Here is a 23817-nt window from a genome sequence, read left to right as displayed (position 1 = left end):
ATGGGAGTAGCTCATAGTTTTTCCTCGGGTTCTGTTTGTGTGGTTACTTACAGTTTACACCAATGAAACGCTATGAGTTTTTTTGTTGAACTATATTTTACAATTTATCAAAAGAAAAACGAGTTAGAAAGAGGAAAGCTATGTCCTTAACTAGTCAAATTATTACAGCTGAATTTCCAGATTTAGAAAAAGTAGAGCGATTGAATATAGAAGCCTTTCCTGAGGAAGAGCGTGCACCGCTATCAGAGTTGCTGCGCTATGGAGATGGGGAATATTCCCATTTCTTTGCCTTTTATGATGGCGACGAATTTGTCGGTTTTGCCTTTTCAGTTTACAATGAAAGAGCCTTTTATATCAGCTTTTTTGCGATTATGCCTCATTTACGCAGTCACGGTTATGGTGGCAAAATTATTGATAAGTTGGTGGATTTTTATCAAAGGACCATGGTTTTAGAGGTAGAACGCCTTGACGAGCCTTGTGATAATCTGGAACAGCGAAAAGCCCGTATGGATTTCTATCAGCGAAACGGTTTTCGCTCTTCACATGCCTACTTAGAATACGACGGTTTAAGTTTTGAAATTCTTTATAAAGGGCCGTTTTTTGATGAAGAAGCCTATCGTGACATTCTCAAAAAAATCCAAGAAGACGGTTATTTTGAATTTGAAATCAAACATGGTCATGGAAGAGACTGGGAGTAGATTATATTTCGTTAAGGTGAAACAGAAAGGAGCCTTTTATGGCAACTTTACGCATGTTATTTCCCCAATGGCAAGGTGGAGTTAATCCTAATTATGTGTTGGGAGCTGAATTGCTAGCGATGATTGCACCCCCTTCAGAAGTAGCTGAAATGGTTACAGTTGCTGTTTCTAAAGATTTTGATGCTCCACTTCAAACAGAGCAAGGGGTTGATTATTTTGCCGCTTTGATGCAACAGACTCAGGCGGCTAGTCATTTCTTGAAGGATAAGAATCCAGATAAAGTAATCACCTATGGTGGAGATTGTGCTGTTTCACTCGCTCCTTTTGCTTACCTAGCTAATAGGTATAGGGAAAATCTAGGAATTCTCTGGCTGGATGCTCATCCTGATATTGCAAAGGTGGGGCAGTCGAGCCACTTGCATGAAATGGTTTTGGGAAATCTCATTGGAGAAGGGGCTCCTTCTTTTGTTAATCAGGTACCATATCCCCTCTCATCATCTAAGCTCATGTATGCAGGTCTGATTGAAAAAGAGTTTCGTCCTTTGGATGATGGAGTTTATCGACACCGAATTCGCTATGCAACACCCGAAGATTTGCAAATCAATAGCCAGCCGTTACTAGATTGGATTGAACAAGAAAATATTGAATTTCTTGCTGTCCACTTTGATTTGGATGTCCTAACTCCAAAGGATTTTCGCTCAATCTATCCCGCTGAACCAGGGACTCGGGTGGAGGATTTTCCAGCGGCAGTCGGTGAATTATATCTGGATCAGGTTGTTCGTGTTTTTCAAGATTTGGAACAGCAGACAAATCTTGTTGGATTGACCATTGCAGAGCATTTACCGTGGGATGCTATTAATCTCAGAAAAGCACTATCGAACATTTCTATTTTTCATTGAAAGTTATACATAAAAAAACGAGCTGTTTATTTTGCTCGTTTTTCTATGTAATGAAGTTTAATGGATTTCTGGGAAAAGTTTAGCTAAAATTTTAGGTGTAGTGCTTTGACCGGGACCTTCTGCGCAATAAGTGTGCATATACATGGATGGATTGAAATTCAGCTCAATGCAGGTGCAGTGGGGCTCGTTTTTGCTGGCTGGAAGTGTGCTATCTGGGATAATTAAATCCACACCACAGACCCAAGCTCCCATAGCAGTTGCCATTTCTGCTGCCAGTTCCTTATAGGAGGTGTGCATGGTTTCAGTCACATCTACTGAGTCTCCACCAGTAGAAATATTAGAATTACGGCGAAGAAAAACTTGAATTCCTTGCGGTAGGACATCATCTGCTTTATAACCTTGCTGGGCTAGCATGAGCAGCTCAATCTCACCAAGCTCAATCATTTCCAGTGGAGAGCGATGGTCGCGCCCTCGTAGGGGATTGGTATTTTTAAAAGCTACCAGTTCTCGAATGGTGTGCCGACCGTCTCCTACAACGTTGGCTGCTAAGCGCAGAAGCACCGCCTCACATTTGCCGTCAAGGACGAAGAAACGATATTCGGTTCCTGCGATAAATTCCTCGACAAGGACAGAGCTGTCCTCTGAAAAGGCAATTTCCAATGCTTTTTGGTAACTGTCTCGATTGGCAGGCACTTGAAAAATAGAAATTCCTAACCCGAAGTTGGTGGATTTGGGTTTGACAACAATCGGCTTATCTTTGATAAAGGGATAGTAAGCTATTCCTTCTTCCAGAGTGGAAAATTCAGCTCCAGCAGGAACAGGAAAACCAGCAGCAGATAAAATTTTCTTAGTCACTGTCTTATTTGCCATCGCAAGAGGCACGATATAGTTGTCCTTTGAGGTCATATTGCTATTTTTAACATACTCAATATGATTTTTATGTTGAAGCTTTAAAAACTGGTTACTTTCGTCCAATATTTCTACTTGCACCCCTTTTTGAATAGCATCAAAAAGCAGCATTTGAGTGGAAAGTTCCATGTTCTCGTAGCCTTTCAGTGCATAAGGTGCAGTCCAGGCGTAGTTGTGGTATTCTTTGGCTTTTTCCAAACCAAAGGCTTCTAAGGATTGGTTATAAATATAAGGCAAGAGCTGAGCGGAAAGGGTTAGACTGGGATCAGCAACTGTATTTTTTACATGGTGAAACAGGTCTTGATAATAGGAGCTTAATCCGAATTGGTGGATGACAGCTTGCATAGCTTCGAGGAGCAAATCGCTGTCAGCTTCAACAGGCAGAGGAGTCAGGGGGTGGCTAAGAGCGATTTTTTCATTTAGAGCATGAGCTTGCTCTAGGATTTCATCAGGATCTGCTATATCATCTAGCCAGAGCAAGACAAGCAAAAAGAGATGAACTGTGTCCATGGTCTCCTGACTAATTCCCAGCACCTCAAAAGGATTGAGGTCAAAGCAGCGGAACTCCAAATAGGTAATTCCTTTTTCCAGGTAACGCCGATTTTCTTTTTGCCCACGGAAGCGGACGGGTGTGTAGCATTCTTTCTCGGCAATTAAATCACCTTGTGCCACATATTTTTCTATATCGTTCACATAAGACTCTAATGAAGCATAGGAAATATGAATCTTTTTATCGTTTACATATCCCAAATCACTATTGCGGATAGAGCGTACAGGCTGAGAAATCTTTCTTGTCAAAAAACCTTCTTCAGCAATTGGTGCTGCCCCGTATAAATAGGTCAGAAACCAGCGGAAACGTAAAAAGTTTCGAGCCAATTTAAGATAGAGGTCATTTTTAAAAAGACGAATATTTTGGTAATCACTGACCTTGAAAAGTGCTTGAATCAAGTCGGCTCCCAATTCCACATTGTAGTGAATGCCTGAGATAGCTTGTAGCGTTTTTCCATATTTTTTTGCTAAACTTTCTCGATAATGACGCTCAAAATCGTTTTCTAAATGAGCGATTTGAATTTCTGCTGGCGACAATTTTGGGGGCATAGAGAGTGGCCAGATTGCTTCGCTTTTGGAAATGGTTCGTCCAGCTACATCGGTAATAGCAGCGAGAAAACGCCTTGCTTCTTTTGTAGAAGTTGCAATCGGGGTGATGAGTTCTAATTGCTGCTCACTAAAATCGGTCTGAATCGTCGGGTGAAAATTGCGGTTGCCAAATGCTTGGGGATGAGGAGTTTGCGCTAATTTTCCGTCTTGATTGACGCGCAAGCCCTCCCTTTCCAACCCGAAAGTAGCTTGTAAAATAGGTGCATCTGCTGCTAATTTTTCGAATAAGTGATTGATGTTCATGGGAAATACCTGTTTGTTTTCTAATACTTTTAGTCTATTATAAAAATGCTCAGAAAACAAATTTCTACTACGTTTTCCGAACCTTTTTTAAAAGAAAACGATTCTATTTTAGATAGGATAAGAATTTTCCAAAAGAGAGGTATTCAAGCTTCGTCATTTGCAAACAACTGCGATAGTCTTATCTTGAAAAAAGAAGGAATTTTTCTTATAATAAAGTGTAAGACATAATTGCAGGTGAAACTCCTGCCATGTAGACAAGAAAGGACGAGCGCTTAGCTCAGACAAGATTATGACATCAGTTGTAGTTGTAGGAACCCAGTGGGGAGATGAAGGAAAAGGAAAGATTACAGATTTCCTTTCAGCTAATGCCGAAGTTATTGCCCGTTATCAAGGCGGAGACAATGCCGGTCATACCATTGTAATTGACGGTAAAAAGTATAAATTGCACTTGATTCCATCCGGTATTTTCTTTCCTGAGAAAATCTCTGTTATCGGAAACGGAATGGTGGTCAATCCTAAGTCTCTTGTAAAAGAATTGGCTTATTTGCACGAGGAAGATGTCACGACAGACAACCTTCGGATTTCAGATCGTGCCCATGTTATCCTTCCTTATCATATCGAGTTAGATCGCTTACAGGAAGAAGCCAAAGGTGATCACAAAATCGGGACGACTATTAAGGGAATTGGTCCCGCTTATATGGACAAAGCAGCTCGCGTGGGAATCCGAATTGCGGATTTGCTGGATAAGGACATTTTCAGAGAACGTTTGGAGCGTAATCTTGCTGAGAAGAACCGTCTTTTTGAAAAACTCTACGATAGTACAGCTATCCAATTTGACGATATTTTTGAAGAATACTACGCATACGGTCAGCAGATTAAACAATACGTGACAGATACTTCTGTTATTTTGAACGATGCTCTTGATCAAGGCAAACGTGTCCTTTTTGAAGGGGCACAGGGAGTTATGCTAGATATTGACCAAGGCACTTATCCATTTGTTACCTCTTCCAATCCTGTTGCAGGTGGTGTGACGATTGGTTCCGGTGTGGGTCCAAGCAAGATTGACAAGGTTGTTGGGGTTTGCAAAGCCTATACTAGTCGTGTTGGTGACGGGCCATTCCCGACAGAACTATTTGATGAAGTAGGCAATCGCATTCGTGAAGTCGGGCATGAATATGGAACAACCACAGGGCGTCCTCGTCGTGTTGGTTGGTTTGATTCAGTTGTTATGCGTCACAGCCGTCGTGTGTCTGGGATTACCAACCTTTCCCTCAATTCAATTGACGTTTTGACGGGACTGGATACGGTTAAAATCTGTGTAGCTTACGACCTAGACGGTGAACGTATTGACCATTACCCAGCTAGTTTAGAGCAACTCAAACGCTGCAAACCAATCTATGAAGAATTACCAGGTTGGTCAGAAGATATTACAGGTGTTCGCAGTTTAGAAGAGTTGCCAGAAAATGCCCGCAACTACGTCCGCCGTGTGAGTGAACTTGTCGGTGTCCGTATTTCCACTTTCTCTGTTGGTCCAGGTCGTGAACAAACCAATATTTTAGAAAGCGTTTGGTCAAGTTTGTAAGAATGCCATTATCAAGTAAAACCAGTTTGGTATTGTTATCATAGACATATTTCATTTTGTGCTTATCTTTGGTATTAAAGTTCTCTGTTCTATTTCTAGACTTGTTTTGAGCTGCATTTGATTGAAAACCTGTTTAAGTTTTTTCTTGACTGCTTATTTTTACAAGGGCTTCAGTGCAGCAATTTACTTTATAATGCTCATCAGAGACTCTCTTTGGATTAGCAGAAGAAGTAGTCAAAGATTAGCCAAGAACGGAGTAACTGTAAAAACGATTGTCGCTGCAATCATTGAACGTTTGCATGGGAAGGTCTAAGTGACTTTAAAAGCTATTTCTATTTTCTCATCAATAAAAAGGGAGTGGGACAGAACTAAAAATCGAACATTTTTAGTTCTGTCCCACCCCCGCAAGGGTGCTTAAACAGCTATCAAGCTGTTTAAGGTTGCAGATGAAGAAAACGAAGTTTTCGCCAAAGGTGCTCTTCCGAGCTGGAAAAGCGAACAGCTTTGATACTTGCTTCGCAAGTTTTATCTGCACCTCAAAGCACTGCTTTGAGCAATCATAGTGGCTTGCTGTGCAAAGCTGATTTCCCGCCTTCAACAATTCACTAAATTGTTGAAGCTGCGTTATTCATTTATTACTAAATCTAATAGAGGCTGGGACAGTTTTTTGCCTAGCCTCTTTTTTGTTTTCTATCATATTTCTGTTTTTCAAGTTGCACTTGGACCTCTTCGATAAAAGATTGTTGAGTTCTGGTTTGGTCGTATCGAGCTTTCCAGATGAGGTAAAGATTGCTTTCTTCTTGATGATCTAGAGGAATGGTGACTAACTCAGGATCTTGTAAAATACCGTCTAATCCTAGAGCGATTCCAACGCCGGCTTTGACAAGTAGCCCAGCATTATAGAGGAGATTGTATGTTGCGACGATGCGGTAGTCTCCCAATTCGCTGAAGATGCTTCTGTCTAGGTCATTTTGAGCAGAAACAATGAGAGGGTAGGTGGCTATATCAGCTAGACTGACTGTCTTTTTGTTCGCCAAGGGATGATTCTGCGGGACTAAGATAGAACAGCGATCCTGGCGGGGCAGCTCTAGAGCTTGATATTTTTGGGGAACAGAAGAACCGAAGATGATGCCAAAGTCTAGAATTCCCTGATCCAACCCCTCAAAAACAGCATCGGCATTTCCTGAGCGAAAATGGAGACGGACTTGGGGATAGAGAGAAGTCATGCTTTCGCAGGCTTGAGCAATGAGCTTCAAGGAAGCACTTTCAGCGGCACCGATATAAAGATCGCCAGCGATTTCTCCCTTGCGGGTCAGATTTTCCTGAGTCTTATTAACTAAGCTGAGGATTTCTTGGGCTCGATTGTAGAGATACTGCCCCTCCTCGGTTAATTGGAGCTCGCGGCTACTGCGGCGAAAGAGTGTTGCACCAAGTTCTTCTTCCAAATCTTTGATTTGTCTGGATAGGGTTGGCTGGGTGATAAGGAGTTTCTCTGCTGCTCGGGTGATATTTTTTTCTTGAGCAATGGTGACAAAATAATTGAGTACACGAATATCCATGTTCTCCCCTTTTTCAATCTGTTTTTTCTAGTATAGCACAAAATGCCTTTTAGGCATAGTATGGATAGAAAAGAGGTATTGGATTATATAAGGATTTTACGTTATACTAAGATTATCAAGAAAAGAGGAGAGGATCAAAATGGCAGAATCAATTAGTTTCACAAACGAATGGGATAAGGTCTTTGCTAAGAGTGATAAGGTGGATCACGAAAAAGTGACTTTCACCAACCACTTCGGCATCACTCTGGTAGCTGATCTTTATAAACCAAAAGGAGTAAGTGATAAATTGCCAGCTCTTGCAGTGGCTGGTCCATTTGGAGCGGTTAAAGAGCAGTCATCGGGTCTTTATGCTCAAGAAATGGCAAAGAGAGGTTTTCTTGCTATTGCATTTGACCCGTCTTATACTGGTGAGTCTGGTGGTTTCCCACGGTACATGCAGTCGCCTGATATCAATACAGAAGACTTCCAAGCTACTGTAGATTTTCTGATAAGCCATTCACAAGTGAACGCAGACCGTATTGGTATCATCGGTATTTGCGGCTGGGGCGGTTATGCCATCAATGTAGCAGCTATTGATCCTCGTATTAAAGTGAGCATTGTATCCACCATGTATGACCTCTCTCGAGTGACTAGCAAAGGTTATTTTGATGAAAATGATAGTGAAGAAGCACGTTATCAGACTCGTTTAGCTTTAGCAAATCAACGTACCCTAGATGCCCAAAATGGTGACTATCAATTGGCAGGTGGTGTGGTTGATCCCTTACCAGCAGATGCACCTGACTTTGTTAAAGACTATTATGCTTATTACAAGCAGCCTCGTGGTTATCATGCTCGTAGTCTAAACTCAAATGAGGGTTGGGCAGTTCAATCACATACTAGCCTTGCCAATACTCGACTGCTTCAGTATAGTGATGAGATTCGTAGCGCTGTGCTTGTCGTGCATGGTGACAAAGCACATTCTTACTATATGGGAAAAGATGCCTTCAGCCGTTTGACAGGAGCCAATAAGAAAATGATTACCGTAGCAGGAGCAAACCACACGGATTTGTATGATCAGGTGGATGTCATTCCTTTTGATGAGATAGAAAAATTTATAAAAGAAAATATGTAAAGAATGGGTCCAAGACCTGATAGGAAGTACCTTATGACCGATTTATTAAACAAACTACAATCGCAAAAAGAGATATTACCGGGTGATGCACTACTTGAGGAAATCCATCGGATCAAACACCAAAATGAAGTTCTAATTTCAGAGCTGAATACAGGCTTCAAGACAGAGAAAAAAGTTCGTGGATTGATAGCACAGATAACAGGACAGCCTATTGATCCTTCTGTCAGTATTTCCCTGCCTTTTCAGACAGACTTTGGTCACCATATCCATTTTGGCAAAGATATTTTTATCAATAAGGAAGCCTTTTTTGTGGATTTAGGCGGGATTACCATCGAGGATAAAGTCATGATTGGACCACGTGTAATGTTGGTGACGGTCAATCACATGCTGGAGCCTAAGAAGCGCCGTGGAATGGAGTTTAAGCCTATTCTGATTAAGAAGAATGCCTGGCTAGGGGCAGGCGTTACAGTGTTACCCGGTGTCACTATCGGGGAGAATGCAGTTATCGCAGCCAATAGTACGGTTACTAAAAACGTGCCGGCAAACACTATTGTCGCAGGGACGCCGGCACGAGTGATAAGGGAGATAGAAAATGAAGTTGGTTAAAGCAATATTGCTTGCGAGCGTATTGACTTTATTAACTGCCTGTAGTAGTCAAGGAAATCAGGAGCAGACGAGCTCCGTAAGCGAAAGCCAAGTGAGCAGCCAAACTAGCAGTAGGAACAATCCATCTACACAAGAAGAGGAGGCAACTATGCAGCTTACAATCAATGGTCAAATCATCACTGTGGACTGGGCAGATAATCCAACTGTCACAGCACTTTACAATCAGGTCAAAAATCAACCTATTGAAATAAAAGTTAGAGACTACGCCTCAATGGAAAAGGTAGGGAAATTACCAGAAACCTTACCATCGTCAAATGAGCAAATAAGTACAGATGCAGGTGACATCACTCTCTATAATGGTCGTGATCTTGCTTTTTATTACAATCCTAACAACTATAGTTTGACACCGATAGGCAAGATTCAAGGAATGAGCAAGGACGAAATTCGCCGACTGCTGACCAGCCAGAAAGAAATGACCGTGAGGTTTAGCTCGACCGATTAAACAGAAGAAAAATCTAAGTGGACTCTGCTTAGATTTTTTGAATGATCAACGAAATTGCTCTATTTCTATCCATGCTTTTTAGGCATAGGAATTATGTTTTATAAGTATTTCATATTTTAGAGTTTTTCCTATATACTAAGATTTATCAGTTTGAAAATGACGAATAAAAGAGGTAAGAAGATGAAAAAATTAAAGCAAAAACGCATTTGGACAGTGATTGCTGGAGGGGTGGTAGCTATCGCGATTGCAGGGGGAACCTACCTGTACGCTAGTCAAGGGGACCGATCAGCAAGCAACATCATCACAGCTCAAAGCAGTCAAGGAAACAGTCAAATAAACAGACAATATCAAGTAGAAACTCGTGAAATTTTCTACGAAAGCAATGGCAACCGTATTTTTGGTCTAGCTCGTATTCCTCAGGGGGCAGGACGCGTGCCGACAGTCATTTTTGCGCATGGATTTGGAGCTAATCATGACCAAGAAGAACTCATTCAAAAGTCTTTAGCGTCTAATGGAATTGCTGTTTACACTATTGACTTTGCAGGAGGAACTGGTGATAATGGGCGCAGTGAGGGAGAAATGATTAACATGTCGGTTTTGACAGAGCAACAGAATTTGCAAGAAGCATTAAAAATCATGAAGAAGCAGAGTTTTGTTGATACTAACAATATATTTTTACTCGGTGCCAGTCAAGGCGGTGTTGTATCTAGCTTGACTGCTGTTGCTAACAGTAACCAAGTACGTGGAGTAGCTCTACTTTACCCAGCCTTCTCTCTTTTTGATGACGCCCATGAACGTTTTCGTTCAGAAAGTGCCATTCCAAATACCTATAATCTTATGGGATTGACAGTTGGACGCCGTTACTTTGAGGATATCTGGAATATAGAGATCTTTAATGCCATTTCTAAATACAAAGGACCGGTGACTATCTTTCACGGAACGGACGATAATATCGTCCCTTATTCTTATGCAGAGCGGGCTAGTAGGACTTTTCCGCATGCGACCCTGACTACTGTTGAAAATGCCGGACATGGCTTCTCTGCCAGTGAGCAAAGCCAAATCGCCAATCAGCTAGTGGACTTTGTCAATAATCACAAGAATAACTAGGGAATTGCTGTCCAGCTACTAATACTCAATGTGAGGTAACAAACAACTTTTCTGCCTTATGCAAGCAATGTTCGTATGACTTTCAGCTATCAACTTATTTTGAGTTTTAAGTGTAGAAGCTTCTTTTCCAAATCTCTGTAGAAAGCAGCCTTATCTCTCATTTTTTGTTATAATCAAGTTATCAGTACTTGTTGCAGTCAACAATAAACAAATCATGAGCAAAGGAGTTGCAATGAAACGTCGTATTTTAAATGAACGCTTGGCAGCGATTGTAGCCAGTATCCGCCACGGTGAGATGATTTTTATCGCAGATGCGGGGAGCGGCACAGCTCAGAAAGCCCTCTATCCATTAGATCCCTCGGTTGAGTATTTGGATTTGGAAGCTGTGACGGGGTCGCCGAGTTTTGAAGATATTTTTTCAACCTTGGTGGAAGTGGGAGACTTTGAGTCTGCCATGGTTACCGAAGATATGCTGGAGCTCAATCAGAAAGACTATCAAGTTGTTCGATCCTATTTTGATGAGAAACACATTCGCGTCATGAATTATATCCCAGACTATTATGAAATGCGAGACCGCTGCAAAGTGGTTGTGCAGACAGGTGACTATGGAATGCATGCTCAAGCGATTTTAGTGGCCGGTTACTCTACGGATCCCATTCCCTTAGAATGGTTGGAAAATGGACTCAAGAAGGAGCGCTAGGATGGCAAGTGAACTGGAAAAAATGAAACGTGGCGATTGGTACGATGCCAATTTTGATCAAGAATTGGTACAAAAACGCATGGAAGCACAAGATCTGTGCTTTGAGCTCAACCAACTCAAGCCCAGCCGTGAAGAGGAGCGCGCAGCCCTTCTCAAAAAGCTGATGGGGCAGGATTTTGAAGGCTTGGTCCTACTCAGCCCCTTTACCTGTGATTATGGTGAAAATATTACATTTGGCAAAAACTGCTTTGTCAATATTAACTGCTACTTTATGGACGGAGCCAAGATTAGTCTGGGGGACAATGTTTTTGTCGGACCTTCTACTGGCTTTTACACTGCCAATCATCCGCTAGACTACAAGCGCCGCAATGCTGGTCTGGAGAAGGCACTTCCGATAACAGTTGGAAATAATGTCTGGTTTGGAGCCAATGTCAATGTGATGCCAGGAGTGAGCATTGGAGATGGCTGTGTCATCGCATCCGGCTCAGTGGTAACCCAGGACATTCCCGCCAATTCTCTGGCGGCAGGTGTGCCTTGTAAGGTCCTGAAGAAGATTGAGCAAGACTAGATTGCTTCACTCTAAAAACCTGTTTTAAGCACAACTTTTCTTTTGGCATGTTGAGTCAGTAGGTAGTTGTAGGTGTTTTGGAATGGGTTTATAGGATTGTAGAATCTTTCATTGCTTTTGTATGATACCAATGAAAACAAAACCATGATTTTATAGCAGGCACCATTTTTCAAATAAGCTGAAATACTAAGATTGCCTAGACTATGTTAAAAAAATCCCTTTGGGCTTAGAATTGACTGTAAAGTATATAATAAAAGTAATGAAATGGAAAAAAATTTAAAAAATGAAGAGAATTTAGGATAATTTTAAGGTTTCTATCTTATACTAGAATCATCAGATGAAGACCTCCTAACTTTATTTGATAGAAATCCTAAACTTTTCATAATAATCTCCTGAAAGCCACTGTAAAGTGGCTTTTTTTCTTTATCTTTGTCTTATGATATAATGGAAAGCAGAATGAAAATGAACTGAAGAAGAGATAAGAAATGGAATATACGCGCGAAGAAAAAGAAACATTTATGCGGGAAGCTTTGAAAGAAGCAGAAATTGCACTTGACCATGATGAAATCCCGATTGGTTGTGTCATTGTCAAGAACGGAGAAATTATTGGGCGCGGGCACAATGCGCGTGAGGAGCTACAGCGAGCTGTGATGCACGCAGAAATAATGGCGATTGAAAAGGCAAATGCTGATGAAAAAAGCTGGCGACTGCTAGACACCACTCTTTTTGTCACTATTGAGCCTTGTGTCATGTGCAGTGGCGCCATTGGTCTGGCTCGCATTCCGCAGGTTATCTACGGTGCAAAGAATCAAAAATTTGGCGCAGCCGGCAGCCTTTATGATATTCTAACGGATGAACGACTCAATCACCGAGTTGAGCTTGAAAGTGGGATTTTGGAAGCAGAATGTGCTCAGATGATGCAAGATTTTTTTAGAAAGAGGAGACAAAAATGAAACATTGGCTAAGTGCTTTGTTCTTTCTTTTAACATTGCTGTTTATTGGGTTGCTAATAGGCAATTTAGAATTTCAAGCTTGGGCTTTTACACGTCATCAAAACCAGCTATCTTGGTATATCCGCCTGATTCTCATTTTACCGATTATCTATTTCTCTTATCGAAAGAGCCTTCTTGGAATTTCTGCTAGTATCTTTGCTCTCTTTACCAGTATGATTTGGTTTTGGGTGCCAAAGACGACCTCTCCTTTGGTAAAAGAGTTTCTAGCTTACGAGCAAGATTTCTTGCAGGCAGATTGGAATCTCAAAAAAGTTTTGTTTGCTGTTTTGGTAATTAGTTTCTTTCTACTTCTGATTAGAGCAACGTGGCTCCATAGTTGGAAATTGTTGACATTATTGTTAATTATCACGGCCTTTTTGAAAATGATCTGGTCCTATCTAGATAGTGGTAGAGCTGGTTTAACGATTGTTGTACCAGCGATTCTAGGCTTATTCGTCTGCTTATTTTTCCTTTCTTTTTGGAGAAAAGGAAAATCTTAATTGGCACAAAAACAAATTTATGGTATAATACTTATCGGAGCAACAATTCTGCGTGAAGCGGGTCAGGGGAGGAATCCAGCAGCCCTAAGCGAGTGTGGATTGTGTGCTCTTTTTTGCTTTGCAAAAAAGAGCTTAAAAAGCGAAATGGAATATAGAAATAGTTTGGCAGGAGCGGGACTTATGTTCTCCAATAGCCATTTTAGAGTGCGGATTATAGTTTGCTGTTAGATAAAATTTGTTCATACTTAAATTTAAAAGCGTTTTTTTAACTTTTTCGGACTTATTATTTCCAGAATTTTCGCTATTTACGCAAACTATTGCTCACAAGTCCAGCATGAGGTTGTGATTTTTGAGAATCAGATACAAAAAATAAATTGGAAGCGTTTTAGTCAAGAAAATTGCTTGATAAAAAAGTAGTAAAGCGGTATCATAGTAGGGAAGAAAAATTGGAGGACTATAATGACACATATTCAGTTTAATTACTCAAACGTGCTTGGAAAATTTGTTGCACCGCATGAAGTAGACTACATGCAAACACAAGTTTCTGCGGCAGATGAATTGTTGCGCAAAGGAACTGGTGCAGGAAGTGACTTCCGTGGCTGGCTTGACCTTCCAGAAAACTATGACAAAGAAGAATTTGCGCGCATTTTGAAAGCAGCAGAACAAATCAAATCAGACAGCGATGTTTTGGTCGTGATTGGGATTGGTGGTTCATACCTTGGAGCAAAAGCAGCGATTGATTTCTTGAGCAATCATTTTGCAAACTTGCAAACCAAAGAAGAACGCAAAGCACCCCAAATCCTTTATGCTGGAAATTCTATCTCATCTACTTACCTTGCAGACTTGGTAGAATACGTTTCAGATAAAGATTTCTCAGTCAATGTGATTTCTAAATCAGGGACAACGACAGAACCTGCCATTGCTTTCCGCGTCTTCAAAGAACTTTTGATTAAGAAATATGGTGAAGCTGAGGCTAACAAACGAATCTATGCGACAACTGACCGTCAAAAAGGTGCAGTTAAGGTGGAAGCAGATGCCAATGGTTGGGAAACATTTGTGGTGCCAGATGACATCGGCGGACGTTTCTCTGTATTGACAGCAGTAGGACTTCTGCCAATTGCAACGTCAGGTGCTGACATCAAGGCCCTTATGGAAGGTGCTAATGCTGCTCGTAAGGACTACACTTCAGACAAGATTGCAGAAAACGAAGCTTATCAATATGCAGCTCTTCGTAACATCCTTTATCGCAAAGGCTATGCGACTGAAATTTTGGTTAACTACGAACCATCTCTGCAATACTTCTCAGAATGGTGGAAACAATTAGCTGGTGAATCAGAAGGAAAAGACCAAAAAGGTATTTATCCAACATCGGCTAACTTCTCAACAGACCTTCACTCTCTTGGACAATTTATCCAAGAAGGTGCGCGTATTATGTTTGAAACAGTTGTCCGTGTGGACAAACCACGCAAAAACGTGATGATTCCTGAATTGGCAGAAGACTTGGACGGACTTGGCTATCTTCAAGGAAAAGACGTTGACTTTGTTAACAAGAAAGCGACAGACGGTGTGCTTTTGGCTCATACAGACGGTGACGTGCCAAATATGTATGTGACGCTTCCTGAGCAAGATGCCTTTACTCTTGGCTACACTATTTATTTCTTTGAGCTGGCTATCGCTATTTCTGGCTACTTGAATGCTATTAACCCATTTGACCAACCAGGTGTAGAAGCTTACAAGAAAAATATGTTTGCTCTTCTTGGAAAACCAGGATTTGAAGAATTGAGCAAAGAATTGAACGCTCGTTTGTAATGTGTAAATAACGGAACGGCTTCTGAAAGGAAGTCGTTTTTATATGCTTGAAACAGAGTTTAAGTGAAATTTTCACAAAAACAGAAGAAAAAGATAGAAAGAAAGCGCTTTATTGTGTATAATAAAAGCAGAACATACAATGGAGGCGTTTTATGTCACAAGAAACTTATATCATGGCGATTGACCAAGGGACAACCAGCTCACGGGCGATTATTTTCAATAAGAAAGGTGAGAAGGTTGCCACGAGTCAAAAAGAGTTTACTCAGATTTTTCCACAGGCAGGCTGGGTTGAGCACAATGCAAATGAGATTTGGAATTCTGTGCAGTCAGTCATTGCAAATGCTTTTATTGAAAGCGGCATCAAGCCCGCAGAGATTGAAGCAATTGGCATTACCAATCAACGGGAGACAACGGTTGTGTGGGATAAGGAAACGGGTTTGCCCATTTACAATGCCATTGTTTGGCAGTCTCGGCAAACAGCTCCTTTAGCAGAAAAGCTCAAGCAAGATGGATATGTAGATTTCTTTCATCAAAAAACAGGTTTGATCATAGATGCTTATTTCTCTGCGACTAAGGTACGCTGGATTTTAGATCAGGTAGAGGGAGCACAGGAACGTGCAGAGCGAGGAGAATTGCTCTTTGGCACGATTGATACTTGGTTGGTCTGGAAATTAACGGACGGTGCAGCTCATGTGACTGATTATTCAAATGCAGCGCGGACCATGCTATACAATATTAAAGAACTCCAATGGGATGATGAGATTTTGTCCTTGCTCAACATTCCTAAGGCTATGTTGCCAGAAGTTCGTTCGAACTCAGAAATTTATGGCAAAACAGCGCCCTATCATTTTTATGGTGGAGAGGTACCAATTGCAGGAATGGCGGGCGATCAGCAGGCAGCTCTCTTTGGGCAATTAGCATTTGAGCCGGGAATGGTGAAGAATACTTATGGGACAGGCTCTTTCATCATTATGAATACTGGTCAGGAATGCAATTTATCAAAAAATAATCTTTTGACAACCATTGGTTATGGGATAAATGGCAAAGTGACTTATGCTTTGGAAGGTTCGATTTTTATTGCGGGTAGTGCCATTCAGTGGCTTCGTGACGGTCTTCGTATGATTGCTAGCTCACCTGAGTCTGAGCAATATGCAAAAAAATCAACTAACGAAAATGAAGTGTATATTGTTCCAGCCTTTACGGGGCTTGGAGCGCCTTATTGGGATCCAGAAGCAAGAGGTTCTATTTTTGGCTTGACGCGTGGAACGAGTAAAGAAGATTTTATCAAAGCAACTCTGCAATCTATTGCTTATCAAGTGCGCGATATTATTGACACCATGCAAATGGACACAGATACGGCTATCCAAGTTCTGAAGGTAGATGGTGGTGCAGCCATGAATGATTTTCTCATGCAGTTCCAAGCAGATATTCTGGGAATTGAGTTAGCGCGTGCGGCAAATTTGGAAACGACAGCTCTTGGAGCAGCTTTTCTGGCAGGTCTTGCGGTCGGCTATTGGAAAGACATGGAAGAGCTTAAAACATTAAATGCAGTCGGAGAAACATTCCAACCAACAATGCTAGAAGCAGAGCGCCAAAAATTGTACAAAGGCTGGAAAACAGCAGTTGCCGCAACACAGTTCTTCGCAAAAGAATCTAGCAAATAGTTAAGAATACAGCATTTATAGATTGATGAATGCATGTAATCATTTCGTAGCAATGAAAAAGGGTGATTGGGAGCAAAACTAGTCGCTCTTTTTTGCTTTACTATTCCTTTAACAGAATAAGAGTGAATTAAATGCCTTTTCGCTTCAGTTGAAATATGTCAAAATGGTGAATATGCCTGCTCTTATTGGCTTTTTTGAAAATTATGGTATAATAGATATAATTTTGGTAGATGGAGTTGAGTTTTGAAGAAAAGCTATCGCGTCAAGAGCGAGAAAGATTTCAATGCAATTTTCAAAAGTGGGCAAAGTTTTGCCAACAGAAAATTCGTCATTTATACATTAGAAAAGAAGCAAAAACACTTTCGAGTAGGAATATCTGTCAGTAAAAAACTGGGAAATGCAGTAATGCGTAACAAGATTAAGCGCCGTATTCGACACGTTTTGATAGCTCATCAAGCAGAGCTAGCGACGCTTGATTTTGTTGTCATTGCACGAAAAGGTGTAGAATTTCTAACCTATCAAGAATTGGAACAAAATTTACTTCATGTACTAAAAATAGCAAAAATTTATCAGGAAGGTTTGAGTTGTGAAAAAGAAAAGTAAGTTGGCGGGGCTTTTAGTTCTGGCTTTGCTCATTTTAACTGCATGTGGAACGAGTGAGGTCACAGCGAGTTCGCCAGATTTATGGGAAAGATTTGTGTATTTCTTCGCCGTAACGATTCGGTTTCTCTCCTTTAATGGAAGTACGGGGATTGGGATTATCCTCTTCACTTTAATTATTCGAACGGTTCTTCTGCCAGTTTTCCAATTGCAGATCAATGCTTCTCGGAAAATGCAGGAAGCCCAGCCGTTAGTGAAAGAATTGCAGGCAAAATATCCGGGACGCGACATGGAAAGTCGCAGTCGTTTAGCTGAAGAAACGCAAAAGCTGTATAAAGAATTAGGAGTCAAACCATCTGCATCATTTTGGCCCTTGCTCATTCAAATGCCTGTGTTGATTGCCTTGTATCATGCTTTGACGCGTGTTGAATTTCTCAAAGTAGGGCATTTTCTCTGGCTGAATCTGGGTGCGACAGACCCTTATTATATTTTGCCGGTTTTAGCAGCCGTTTTCACCTTTTTGAGTACTTGGTTGAGCAATAAAGGAATGGCGGAACGCAATGGTTTGATGACAGGAATGATGTTTATCATGCCGCTGTTTGTTTTCTTCTTTGCTATGAGCGTAGCGAGTGGGGTTGCTTTATATTGGAGCACATCGTATGCGTATCAGGTGTTCCAAACGCTTTTACTAAGCAATCCTTATAAAATCATTGCAGAAAGAGAAGCAAAAGCGACTGCTGAGCGTGAACGGGAAGAAAAGAAAAAACGTGCTTATCGTAAAGCACAAAAAAAGAAAAAGTAAGGAGGCGCTTGTATGGTATTATTTACAGGAGCGAGTGTTGAAGAAGCCATTCAAAATGGCTTGCGCGAGTTAGATATTCCACGGATGAAAGCACATATCAAAGTGATTTCTCGTGAGAAAAAAGGATTTTTGGGATTATTTGGCAAGAAATTAGCTCAGGTTGATGTGGAACCGATTAACGAAACGACGGTGGTAAAGGCAAATCAAAAGGCTGTCAAAGGTGTTCCGGAAGAAATCAATGCTCAAAATGAGCCTGTTAAAAGTGTGAGTGAAGCAACTGTTGACTTGGGACACGTTGTTGCTGCCATTAAAAAAATCGAAGAAGAAGGCAAAGAAATTTCAGATGATGTCAAAGCTGAAATCTTGAAGCACGAAAAAGAAGCTAGCACGATTCTTGAAGAAACGGGGACGATTGACTTATTGAAAGATAGTGACATCGTAAATTTTCAAAAATCGGTCGCTCAAGAAGAAAAGACAGCTGACAAGATTATTGCTTTTGACCAAGCTGTAGAAAAGCGCTCGGAAGTCCAACCGATAGCTGAAGAGCCGGCTGATTTTGAAGATTTGGGCATTCAAGTGGAAGAAAATTATGATGTTGAAGAAGTTGTTGCGAGTGTGACGGGCTATGTGCAAAACATCGTGGACGAAATGGATGTTGAAGCTAGCATTGCAAGTGCTCATAATCGTCGGACAATCAATATGCAAATTGATACCAATGAGCCCGGTCGCATTATTGGCTATCATGGGAAAGTGCTAAAAGCTCTTCAATTGTTGGCACAGAATTATCTTTATAATCGCTATTCTAAGAGTTTTTACATTTCTATCAATGTCAATGATTATGTAGAACATCGAGCAGAAGTCCTACAAAGCTACGCTCAAAAGCTGGCTGATCGTGTGTTGGAATACCAACATAGTCAAAAGACTGATCCTATGTCCAACAATGAGCGGAAAATTATCCACCGAATTATTTCTAAAATGGACGGACTTACCAGCTATTCAGAAGGTGATGAACCAAACCGCTATGTTGTAGTAGATATTGGCAGTGAATATAATTGAGGACTGAGAAGAATTTCTTTTCAGTCTTTCTTTTCACTGAGTCTGCTATTTGCTGTGCTTGGGATTGAGAAGAAAGGAGCCTGCATGTCTATTTTCCCAGCTATTGAAGCTTATTTAGCATTGCAAGGAAAGAAATATATTTCTCCTGATAAAGCGGGAGAGTTGAGAGAGATGATGTTTGATGTTAAACAGAAAGGTCAGGCAGCACGCGCGGAATTTTCGGATTTGGTAAAGCAATTTCAGACGTTGTATCCAAAATTAACTCTGGAGCGCACCAGCAATTGGATGAATCAAGCTCAAATGTTGCGACCCCATTTTTGGAACTACTTGCGCGGTTATGGCGATGTCACAGAACCAATGTTTGCCCTGCGCTTATATGGGAATTCGAAAGACTTTGGAGTGTCGTTAGAAATCAGCTTTATCGAGCGTAAGAAAGATGAGACCAGTCTGACGAAGCAAAATCGAGTCTTGCAGGTGCCAATCGCAGTTCCAGTTTATTATTTCGCCCAGATGAATGGCGTCAGTCAACGATTTACTGGAACAGAAGCCAATCGGCAGCATTTGACTCAACAAGTAAAAGCAGGGCAAGTTCGTAAAGTCTTAGTGAAACACGATGTGGATTTGACCCAAGCGACTTCAATCAGGCAAGTGTTGGATGAGCTTCAGGCTGCTATGACAACTCTCATTCCGTTCTATGAGGCAACCAGAGAATTGTACGAGGTTTAAGCAAACTTTCTTGAGGATTTAGCAAAAACAATTCCGCACTGCTATTGACAAAAGGCTTAGAATCATATAGAATAGTAAAGTATGTTTAGTAACTGATCACAATAGCCGGCTAAACGAATACAAGAATCTAAGAGGAGGTATTCAAAGTGAAACGTACTTATCAACCAAGTAAAATCCGTCGTGCGCGCAAACATGGTTTCCGTCATCGTATGGCAACTAAAAACGGTCGTCGCGTACTTGCAAGCCGTCGTCGTAAAGGACGCAAAGTTTTGGCTGCATAATCCAAACGAATACAAGATGAAGAACCAACGGAAACTCGAGACCGCTGGTTTTTTTGTTGGATAACAAAGAGACAATCTGCATTTACCACGAGATTTTGATATAATAGAAAATGATATAAAGAGGAATGAATGATGAAAATTTTCGACACACATACACACCTCAACGTAGACAATTTTGCAGGAAAAGAAGCTGAAGAAATTGCTTTTGCACATGAGTTAGGTGTCACCAAGATGAATATTGTGGGGGTTGATACAGAAACCATTGAAAAGTCGCTAGCGCTGTCTCGTCAATATGATGAGCTTTACAGTACGATTGGCTGGCATCCAACTGAGGCAGGTTCTTACACACAGGAAGTTGAGGACATGCTTATCAGTCATTTGCATGCTCCCAAAGTTATTGCCCTCGGTGAGATTGGTCTGGACTATCATTGGATGACAGCACCAAAAGAAGTGCAAGAGCGTGTTTTTCGGCGGCAGATTCAGTTGTCAAAAGACTTGGACTTGCCTTTTGTAGTGCACACTCGTGATGCTTTGGACGACACATATGAGATTATTAAAAGTGAAGGTGTGGGTCCTCGTGGGGGTATTATGCATTCTTATTCAGGCTCTTTGGAAATGGCGGAGCGCTTTATCCAACTTGGTATGATGATTTCATTTTCGGGTGTGGTCACGTTTAAGAAGGCTGTAGATGTGCAGGAAGCTGCGCAAAAACTGCCTTTGGACAAAATCTTAGTTGAAACGGATGCGCCTTACTTAGCGCCTGTTCCAAAGCGTGGTCGTGAAAATCGGACAGCTTATACTCGCTATGTGGTGGATAAGATTGCAGAGCTTCGCGGCTTGACGACAGAAGAAGTTGCACAAGCAACATATGAAAATGCGCTGCGGATATTTAATTTGAAAGAAGATTGATGAAAGAAAAAATTTCTCAGGTTCTCGTTGTGGAAGGTCGAGATGATACAGCCAACCTCGAGCGGTATTTTAACGTAGAAACTTACGAAACGAGAGGGTCTGCGATTTGTCAAGAAGATATAAAGCGCATCAAACGCCTTCATAATCTGCATGGAGTGATTGTTTTTACTGACCCAGATGTCAACGGTGAGCGGATTCGTAGAATGATTATGACAGAGATTCCCAGTGTTCAGCATGCTTTTTTAAGGCGCGATGAGGCAGCTCCTAAGTCTAAAAGTAAAGGGAAATCGTTAGGTATTGAGCATGCTTCTTATGAAGATTTGAAGGTAGCTCTTTCGCAGGTAACTAAAAATTTTGAAAAAACGCCTGATTTTGATATTACACGCTCGGATTTGATTCGCTTAGGCTTTTTGGCAGGCAATGATAGCCGCAAGCGCCGTGAATTTTTAGGAGAAGAACTCCGAATTGGCTATTCAAATGGGAAACAATTGCTTAAACGCTTGGAATTGTTTGGGATGAATTTAGCAAAAGTTGAGAGCGTGATGGCGCATTATCAAGAAAGTGAAAAATAGAGGAATAGTATGAAAAAATGTATCATAACAGGTGGAAATAGCGGAATAGGTTATCAAGCAGCTAAACAGCTAGCTGATAAAGGCTGGCAGGTAACGATTTTTTGCCGTAATAAAGAGAGAGCTGAGAGAGCCTGTGAGACAGTCATTAGTGAAACTAGTAATTCTCATGTTAGCTACCTACTAGCAGATCTTTCTGACTTAACGAGTACTAAAACAGCTATTGAAAATTATATCCAGACTCAAGGAGCGCTTGATGTCTTAATAAATAATGCTGCTGACTTTGATTTATCAATTAAGCAACCAATTTTAACCAAAGATGGATTGGAAAAGCAGTTTGCGACCAATGTTGCAGCTCCTTTTTTGCTCTCCCAATCTCTCATCCCCTTATTGAAAGAATCCGAGAGTGGTCGCATTCTCAATATTTCATCGCAAGGTTTACAAGCGTATCCTTTTATTAAACTGAATTTTGATAATCTAAATGGCGAACAATCTTACAGCCCCTCAAAAACTTATTACCAGAATAAATTAGCGCTTCTGATGCTGACCTTAGCGATGAGAGCGAGATACAAAGACGTTACAATTCAGACTATCAGAGTACCTAGTGTTAAGGTGGATATGAAGCGTTATAATCACCTTTCTTCCTTTATGAAAAATCTATATAAACTAAAATCTCGATTCTCAATTTCGCCTGAAGTAATGGCACAAACCTATGTCGCTCTCGCCACGGAAGACAATTATAACGGCTTTTTATACAATGAAAAATGCCAAGAGGTCAAGGCCAATCGCTCGGCTTATAATCAAGAGGCGCAAGAGAAACTCTGGCAGCTCCTAATCCAGTTGACCTTAGAAAAGGGAAAAGACGCGAATAACAAACTAGGTTAATATTGAAGTGTATAAGAGAAATATTTCATATTTTTAATACGATGTGATCTCATTTATTTCTATTCAAACAGAAAATTTTATGTTAGTATATAATTGCGTATGATTAGATTTTTGACTTGTGTGTTCGCAAGTATTAACGACAATGTTATAAGAGTGTCTAGCTCACTCCAGCATTCCCGCTTAAGAGGAAGGATAGGGATGACTGCTGCTGGAAAAAATTCTTAGTGTTATTTATTTTACCATTCGGAATTATTCTATTGCTGTCGTTCGCCTAAGAGTTATCATACGCTTTTTTCTTTTTTAAGGAAGACCTTATGAATAAATTAAAACAGTTAGAAACAAAAGATGATTTCGCAAGCCTGCTTGGGTTTAAAAATAGCAAATACATTAATTACATATTGTATAGTGTTGGGACGGATAACCTATATAAGACGTTCTCTATCCCCAAGAAAAACGGTGGAGAGAGAATTATCCATGCTCCTAAAGAGAAGCTAAAACGTCTTCAAAGAAAATTAGCAGGTGTATTATGGGATTGTTATCTTGAAAGTTTAAAAATAAAATCAAAGAATAAAAGCTTTAAAATCCCAGCTATATCACATGCTTTTGAGAAAAATAAAAGTATTATTACAAATGCACAGATACATCGGAATAAGAAATATATTTTAAATATTGATTTAAAAGACTACTTTGATAGTTTTAATTTTGGTCGGGTAAGAGGCTTCTTTCTAAAGGATGCTGATTTTAAAGTTCCTGAAGAAATTGCGACTGTTATTGCTCAAATTGCCTGCTATAAAGGGAAATTACCTCAAGGAGCGCCATCTTCACCCATCATAACAAATTTAATTTCAAGAATTTTAGATTATAGAATTGTCAAAATAGCCAAAAAATATCGATTCACATACACCAGATACGCAGATGATATGACTTTTTCAACAAATTGTGAATTGAGTTCAAATAAGTTACAGGCAACTAATGAATTAGAGAAGTTCTTGAAAGAATTAGAGAAAGTAATTACCTTATCGGGCTTTAAAATAAATCCACAAAAAACACGTTTGAGTAATAATATGCAGCGTCAAGAAGTTACTGGATTAGTTGTGAACAAGAAGGTAGGTGTTAAAAGGGAGTATCTCAAGAATACTCGTGCAATGACTTTTAAGTTATATAAAGATGAAAAGTTTGAGATTGATGGAAAACAAGGGACAATGGAGCAGTTAACGGGTCGCTTTGCTTTTATCTTGCAAATAAGCCAATATAACAATTATCTTTTGTATAAGATAAATTGTAAAATATAGTTCAACAAAAAAACTCATAGCGTTTCATTGGTGTAAACTGTAAGTAACCACACAAACAGAACCCGAGGAAAAACTATGAGCTACTCCCAT

The 23817-nt window shown here is 40.5% G+C and carries 23 protein-coding genes, 1 other RNA gene and 1 pseudogene; 23 read left to right on the top strand and 2 right to left on the bottom strand.

Going from position 1 to position 23817, the window contains the following annotated elements:
- The first annotated feature begins 140 nt into the window (after positions 1–140).
- Together FQ204_RS09745 and FQ204_RS09740 are read left to right on the top strand one after the other, a co-directional pair.
- The gene (locus tag FQ204_RS09745) at positions 141–698 is read left to right on the top strand and encodes a GNAT family N-acetyltransferase (RefSeq protein WP_144211077.1); all 558 of its coding nucleotides are present in this window, start codon (positions 141–143) and stop codon (positions 696–698) included.
- A 38-nt stretch (positions 699–736) separates the two neighbouring features.
- The gene (locus tag FQ204_RS09740) at positions 737–1597 is read left to right on the top strand and encodes an arginase family protein (protein WP_144211075.1); all 861 of its coding nucleotides are present in this window, start codon (positions 737–739) and stop codon (positions 1595–1597) included.
- Positions 1598–1654: 57 nt separating this feature from the next.
- On the opposite strand, the gene gshAB is transcribed toward FQ204_RS09740, so the two are convergent.
- Complete coding sequence (gshAB, locus tag FQ204_RS09735) at positions 1655–3907, bottom strand: bifunctional glutamate--cysteine ligase GshA/glutathione synthetase GshB (protein WP_144211073.1); 2253 nt, start codon at positions 3905–3907, stop codon at positions 1655–1657.
- 289 nt (positions 3908–4196) lie between these two features.
- Here gshAB and FQ204_RS09730 point away from each other — a divergent pair, with 289 nt between their 5' ends.
- Positions 4197–5489: an adenylosuccinate synthase gene (locus FQ204_RS09730; protein WP_144211071.1), complete on the top strand. Its 1293-nt coding sequence runs from the start codon at positions 4197–4199 to the stop codon at positions 5487–5489.
- Positions 5490–6160: 671 nt separating this feature from the next.
- Here the strand turns inward: FQ204_RS09730 and FQ204_RS09725 are convergent.
- Positions 6161–7048, bottom strand: coding sequence for a LysR family transcriptional regulator (locus tag FQ204_RS09725; protein WP_144211069.1), 888 nt, complete (start codon positions 7046–7048; stop codon positions 6161–6163).
- A 139-nt stretch (positions 7049–7187) separates the two neighbouring features.
- Between FQ204_RS09725 and FQ204_RS09720 the strand changes: the two genes are divergently transcribed.
- The 20 genes and pseudogenes from FQ204_RS09720 to FQ204_RS09625 all read left to right on the top strand — a co-directional run.
- Complete coding sequence (locus FQ204_RS09720; protein WP_144211067.1) at positions 7188–8159, top strand: alpha/beta hydrolase; 972 nt, start codon at positions 7188–7190, stop codon at positions 8157–8159.
- Between the two features lie 33 nt (positions 8160–8192).
- Complete coding sequence (locus tag FQ204_RS09715; RefSeq protein ID WP_144211065.1) at positions 8193–8765, top strand: sugar O-acetyltransferase; 573 nt, start codon at positions 8193–8195, stop codon at positions 8763–8765.
- Positions 8752–9267, top strand: coding sequence for a cyclophilin-like fold protein (locus tag FQ204_RS09710; protein ID WP_144211063.1), 516 nt, complete (start codon positions 8752–8754; stop codon positions 9265–9267). The genes FQ204_RS09715 and FQ204_RS09710 overlap by 14 nt, the downstream gene beginning before the upstream one ends.
- Before the next feature lie 180 nt (positions 9268–9447).
- Positions 9448–10374: an alpha/beta hydrolase family protein gene (locus FQ204_RS09705; protein WP_144211061.1), complete on the top strand. Its 927-nt coding sequence runs from the start codon at positions 9448–9450 to the stop codon at positions 10372–10374.
- A gap of 232 nt (positions 10375–10606) precedes the next feature.
- Positions 10607–11074 (top strand): RbsD/FucU domain-containing protein, encoded by a 468-nt coding sequence (locus FQ204_RS09700; RefSeq protein WP_222103250.1) that lies wholly within the window; start codon positions 10607–10609, stop codon positions 11072–11074.
- A 1-nt stretch (position 11075) separates the two neighbouring features.
- Positions 11076–11642 carry a sugar O-acetyltransferase gene (locus tag FQ204_RS09695; protein WP_144211081.1) on the top strand — a complete coding sequence of 189 codons (567 nt, stop codon included), beginning with the start codon at positions 11076–11078 and terminating at the stop codon, positions 11640–11642.
- A gap of 485 nt (positions 11643–12127) precedes the next feature.
- Positions 12128–12595 (top strand): tRNA adenosine(34) deaminase TadA, encoded by a 468-nt coding sequence (gene tadA / locus FQ204_RS09690; RefSeq protein ID WP_144211057.1) that lies wholly within the window; start codon positions 12128–12130, stop codon positions 12593–12595.
- Positions 12592–13134 carry a hypothetical protein gene (locus FQ204_RS09685; protein WP_144211055.1) on the top strand — a complete coding sequence of 181 codons (543 nt, stop codon included), beginning with the start codon at positions 12592–12594 and terminating at the stop codon, positions 13132–13134. The genes tadA and FQ204_RS09685 overlap by 4 nt, the downstream gene beginning before the upstream one ends.
- Before the next feature lie 26 nt (positions 13135–13160).
- Positions 13161–13259: signal recognition particle sRNA small type (gene ffs / locus FQ204_RS09680), an RNA gene on the top strand.
- A gap of 334 nt (positions 13260–13593) precedes the next feature.
- Complete coding sequence (locus tag FQ204_RS09675; RefSeq protein ID WP_144211053.1) at positions 13594–14943, top strand: glucose-6-phosphate isomerase; 1350 nt, start codon at positions 13594–13596, stop codon at positions 14941–14943.
- A gap of 152 nt (positions 14944–15095) precedes the next feature.
- Positions 15096–16607, top strand: a complete 1512-nt coding sequence (gene glpK, locus FQ204_RS09670) for a glycerol kinase GlpK (RefSeq protein WP_144211051.1) — start codon at positions 15096–15098, stop codon at positions 16605–16607.
- Between the two features lie 243 nt (positions 16608–16850).
- Entirely contained in the window at positions 16851–17210 is a 360-nt protein-coding gene (rnpA, locus tag FQ204_RS09665) for a ribonuclease P protein component (protein WP_003026482.1), read from the top strand.
- On the top strand, positions 17194–18009 hold the full coding sequence (locus tag FQ204_RS09660; RefSeq protein WP_144211049.1) for a YidC/Oxa1 family membrane protein insertase: 816 nt from the start codon (positions 17194–17196) through the stop codon (positions 18007–18009). Before rnpA ends, FQ204_RS09660 begins: the two co-directional genes overlap by 17 nt.
- A gap of 12 nt (positions 18010–18021) precedes the next feature.
- Positions 18022–19065 (top strand): RNA-binding cell elongation regulator Jag/EloR, encoded by a 1044-nt coding sequence (gene jag / locus FQ204_RS09655; protein WP_144211047.1) that lies wholly within the window; start codon positions 18022–18024, stop codon positions 19063–19065.
- An 84-nt stretch (positions 19066–19149) separates the two neighbouring features.
- Positions 19150–19791, top strand: a complete 642-nt coding sequence (locus FQ204_RS09650; protein ID WP_144211044.1) for a ribonuclease P — start codon at positions 19150–19152, stop codon at positions 19789–19791.
- A 146-nt stretch (positions 19792–19937) separates the two neighbouring features.
- Complete coding sequence (gene rpmH, locus FQ204_RS09645) at positions 19938–20072, top strand: 50S ribosomal protein L34 (protein ID WP_003026476.1); 135 nt, start codon at positions 19938–19940, stop codon at positions 20070–20072.
- A gap of 129 nt (positions 20073–20201) precedes the next feature.
- Positions 20202–20981, top strand: a complete 780-nt coding sequence (locus tag FQ204_RS09640; RefSeq protein WP_186286740.1) for a TatD family hydrolase — start codon at positions 20202–20204, stop codon at positions 20979–20981.
- Complete coding sequence (gene rnmV, locus FQ204_RS09635; RefSeq protein WP_144211042.1) at positions 20981–21553, top strand: ribonuclease M5; 573 nt, start codon at positions 20981–20983, stop codon at positions 21551–21553. Before FQ204_RS09640 ends, rnmV begins: the two co-directional genes overlap by 1 nt.
- A gap of 9 nt (positions 21554–21562) precedes the next feature.
- Positions 21563–22435, top strand: coding sequence for an SDR family NAD(P)-dependent oxidoreductase (locus FQ204_RS09630; protein ID WP_144211041.1), 873 nt, complete (start codon positions 21563–21565; stop codon positions 22433–22435).
- A gap of 314 nt (positions 22436–22749) precedes the next feature.
- Positions 22750–23709 (top strand): annotated as a pseudogene (locus tag FQ204_RS09625) (retron Ec67 family RNA-directed DNA polymerase/endonuclease); the annotation flags it as partial.
- Positions 23710–23817 lie beyond the last annotated feature (108 nt).

The sequence above is a fragment of the Streptococcus constellatus genome (genome assembly GCF_902167705.1).
Lineage (GTDB): Bacteria > Bacillota > Bacilli > Lactobacillales > Streptococcaceae > Streptococcus > Streptococcus constellatus_A.
Note: the sequence above shows the minus strand (reverse complement) of the source record. Positions and strands in the feature narration are given on the sequence as shown.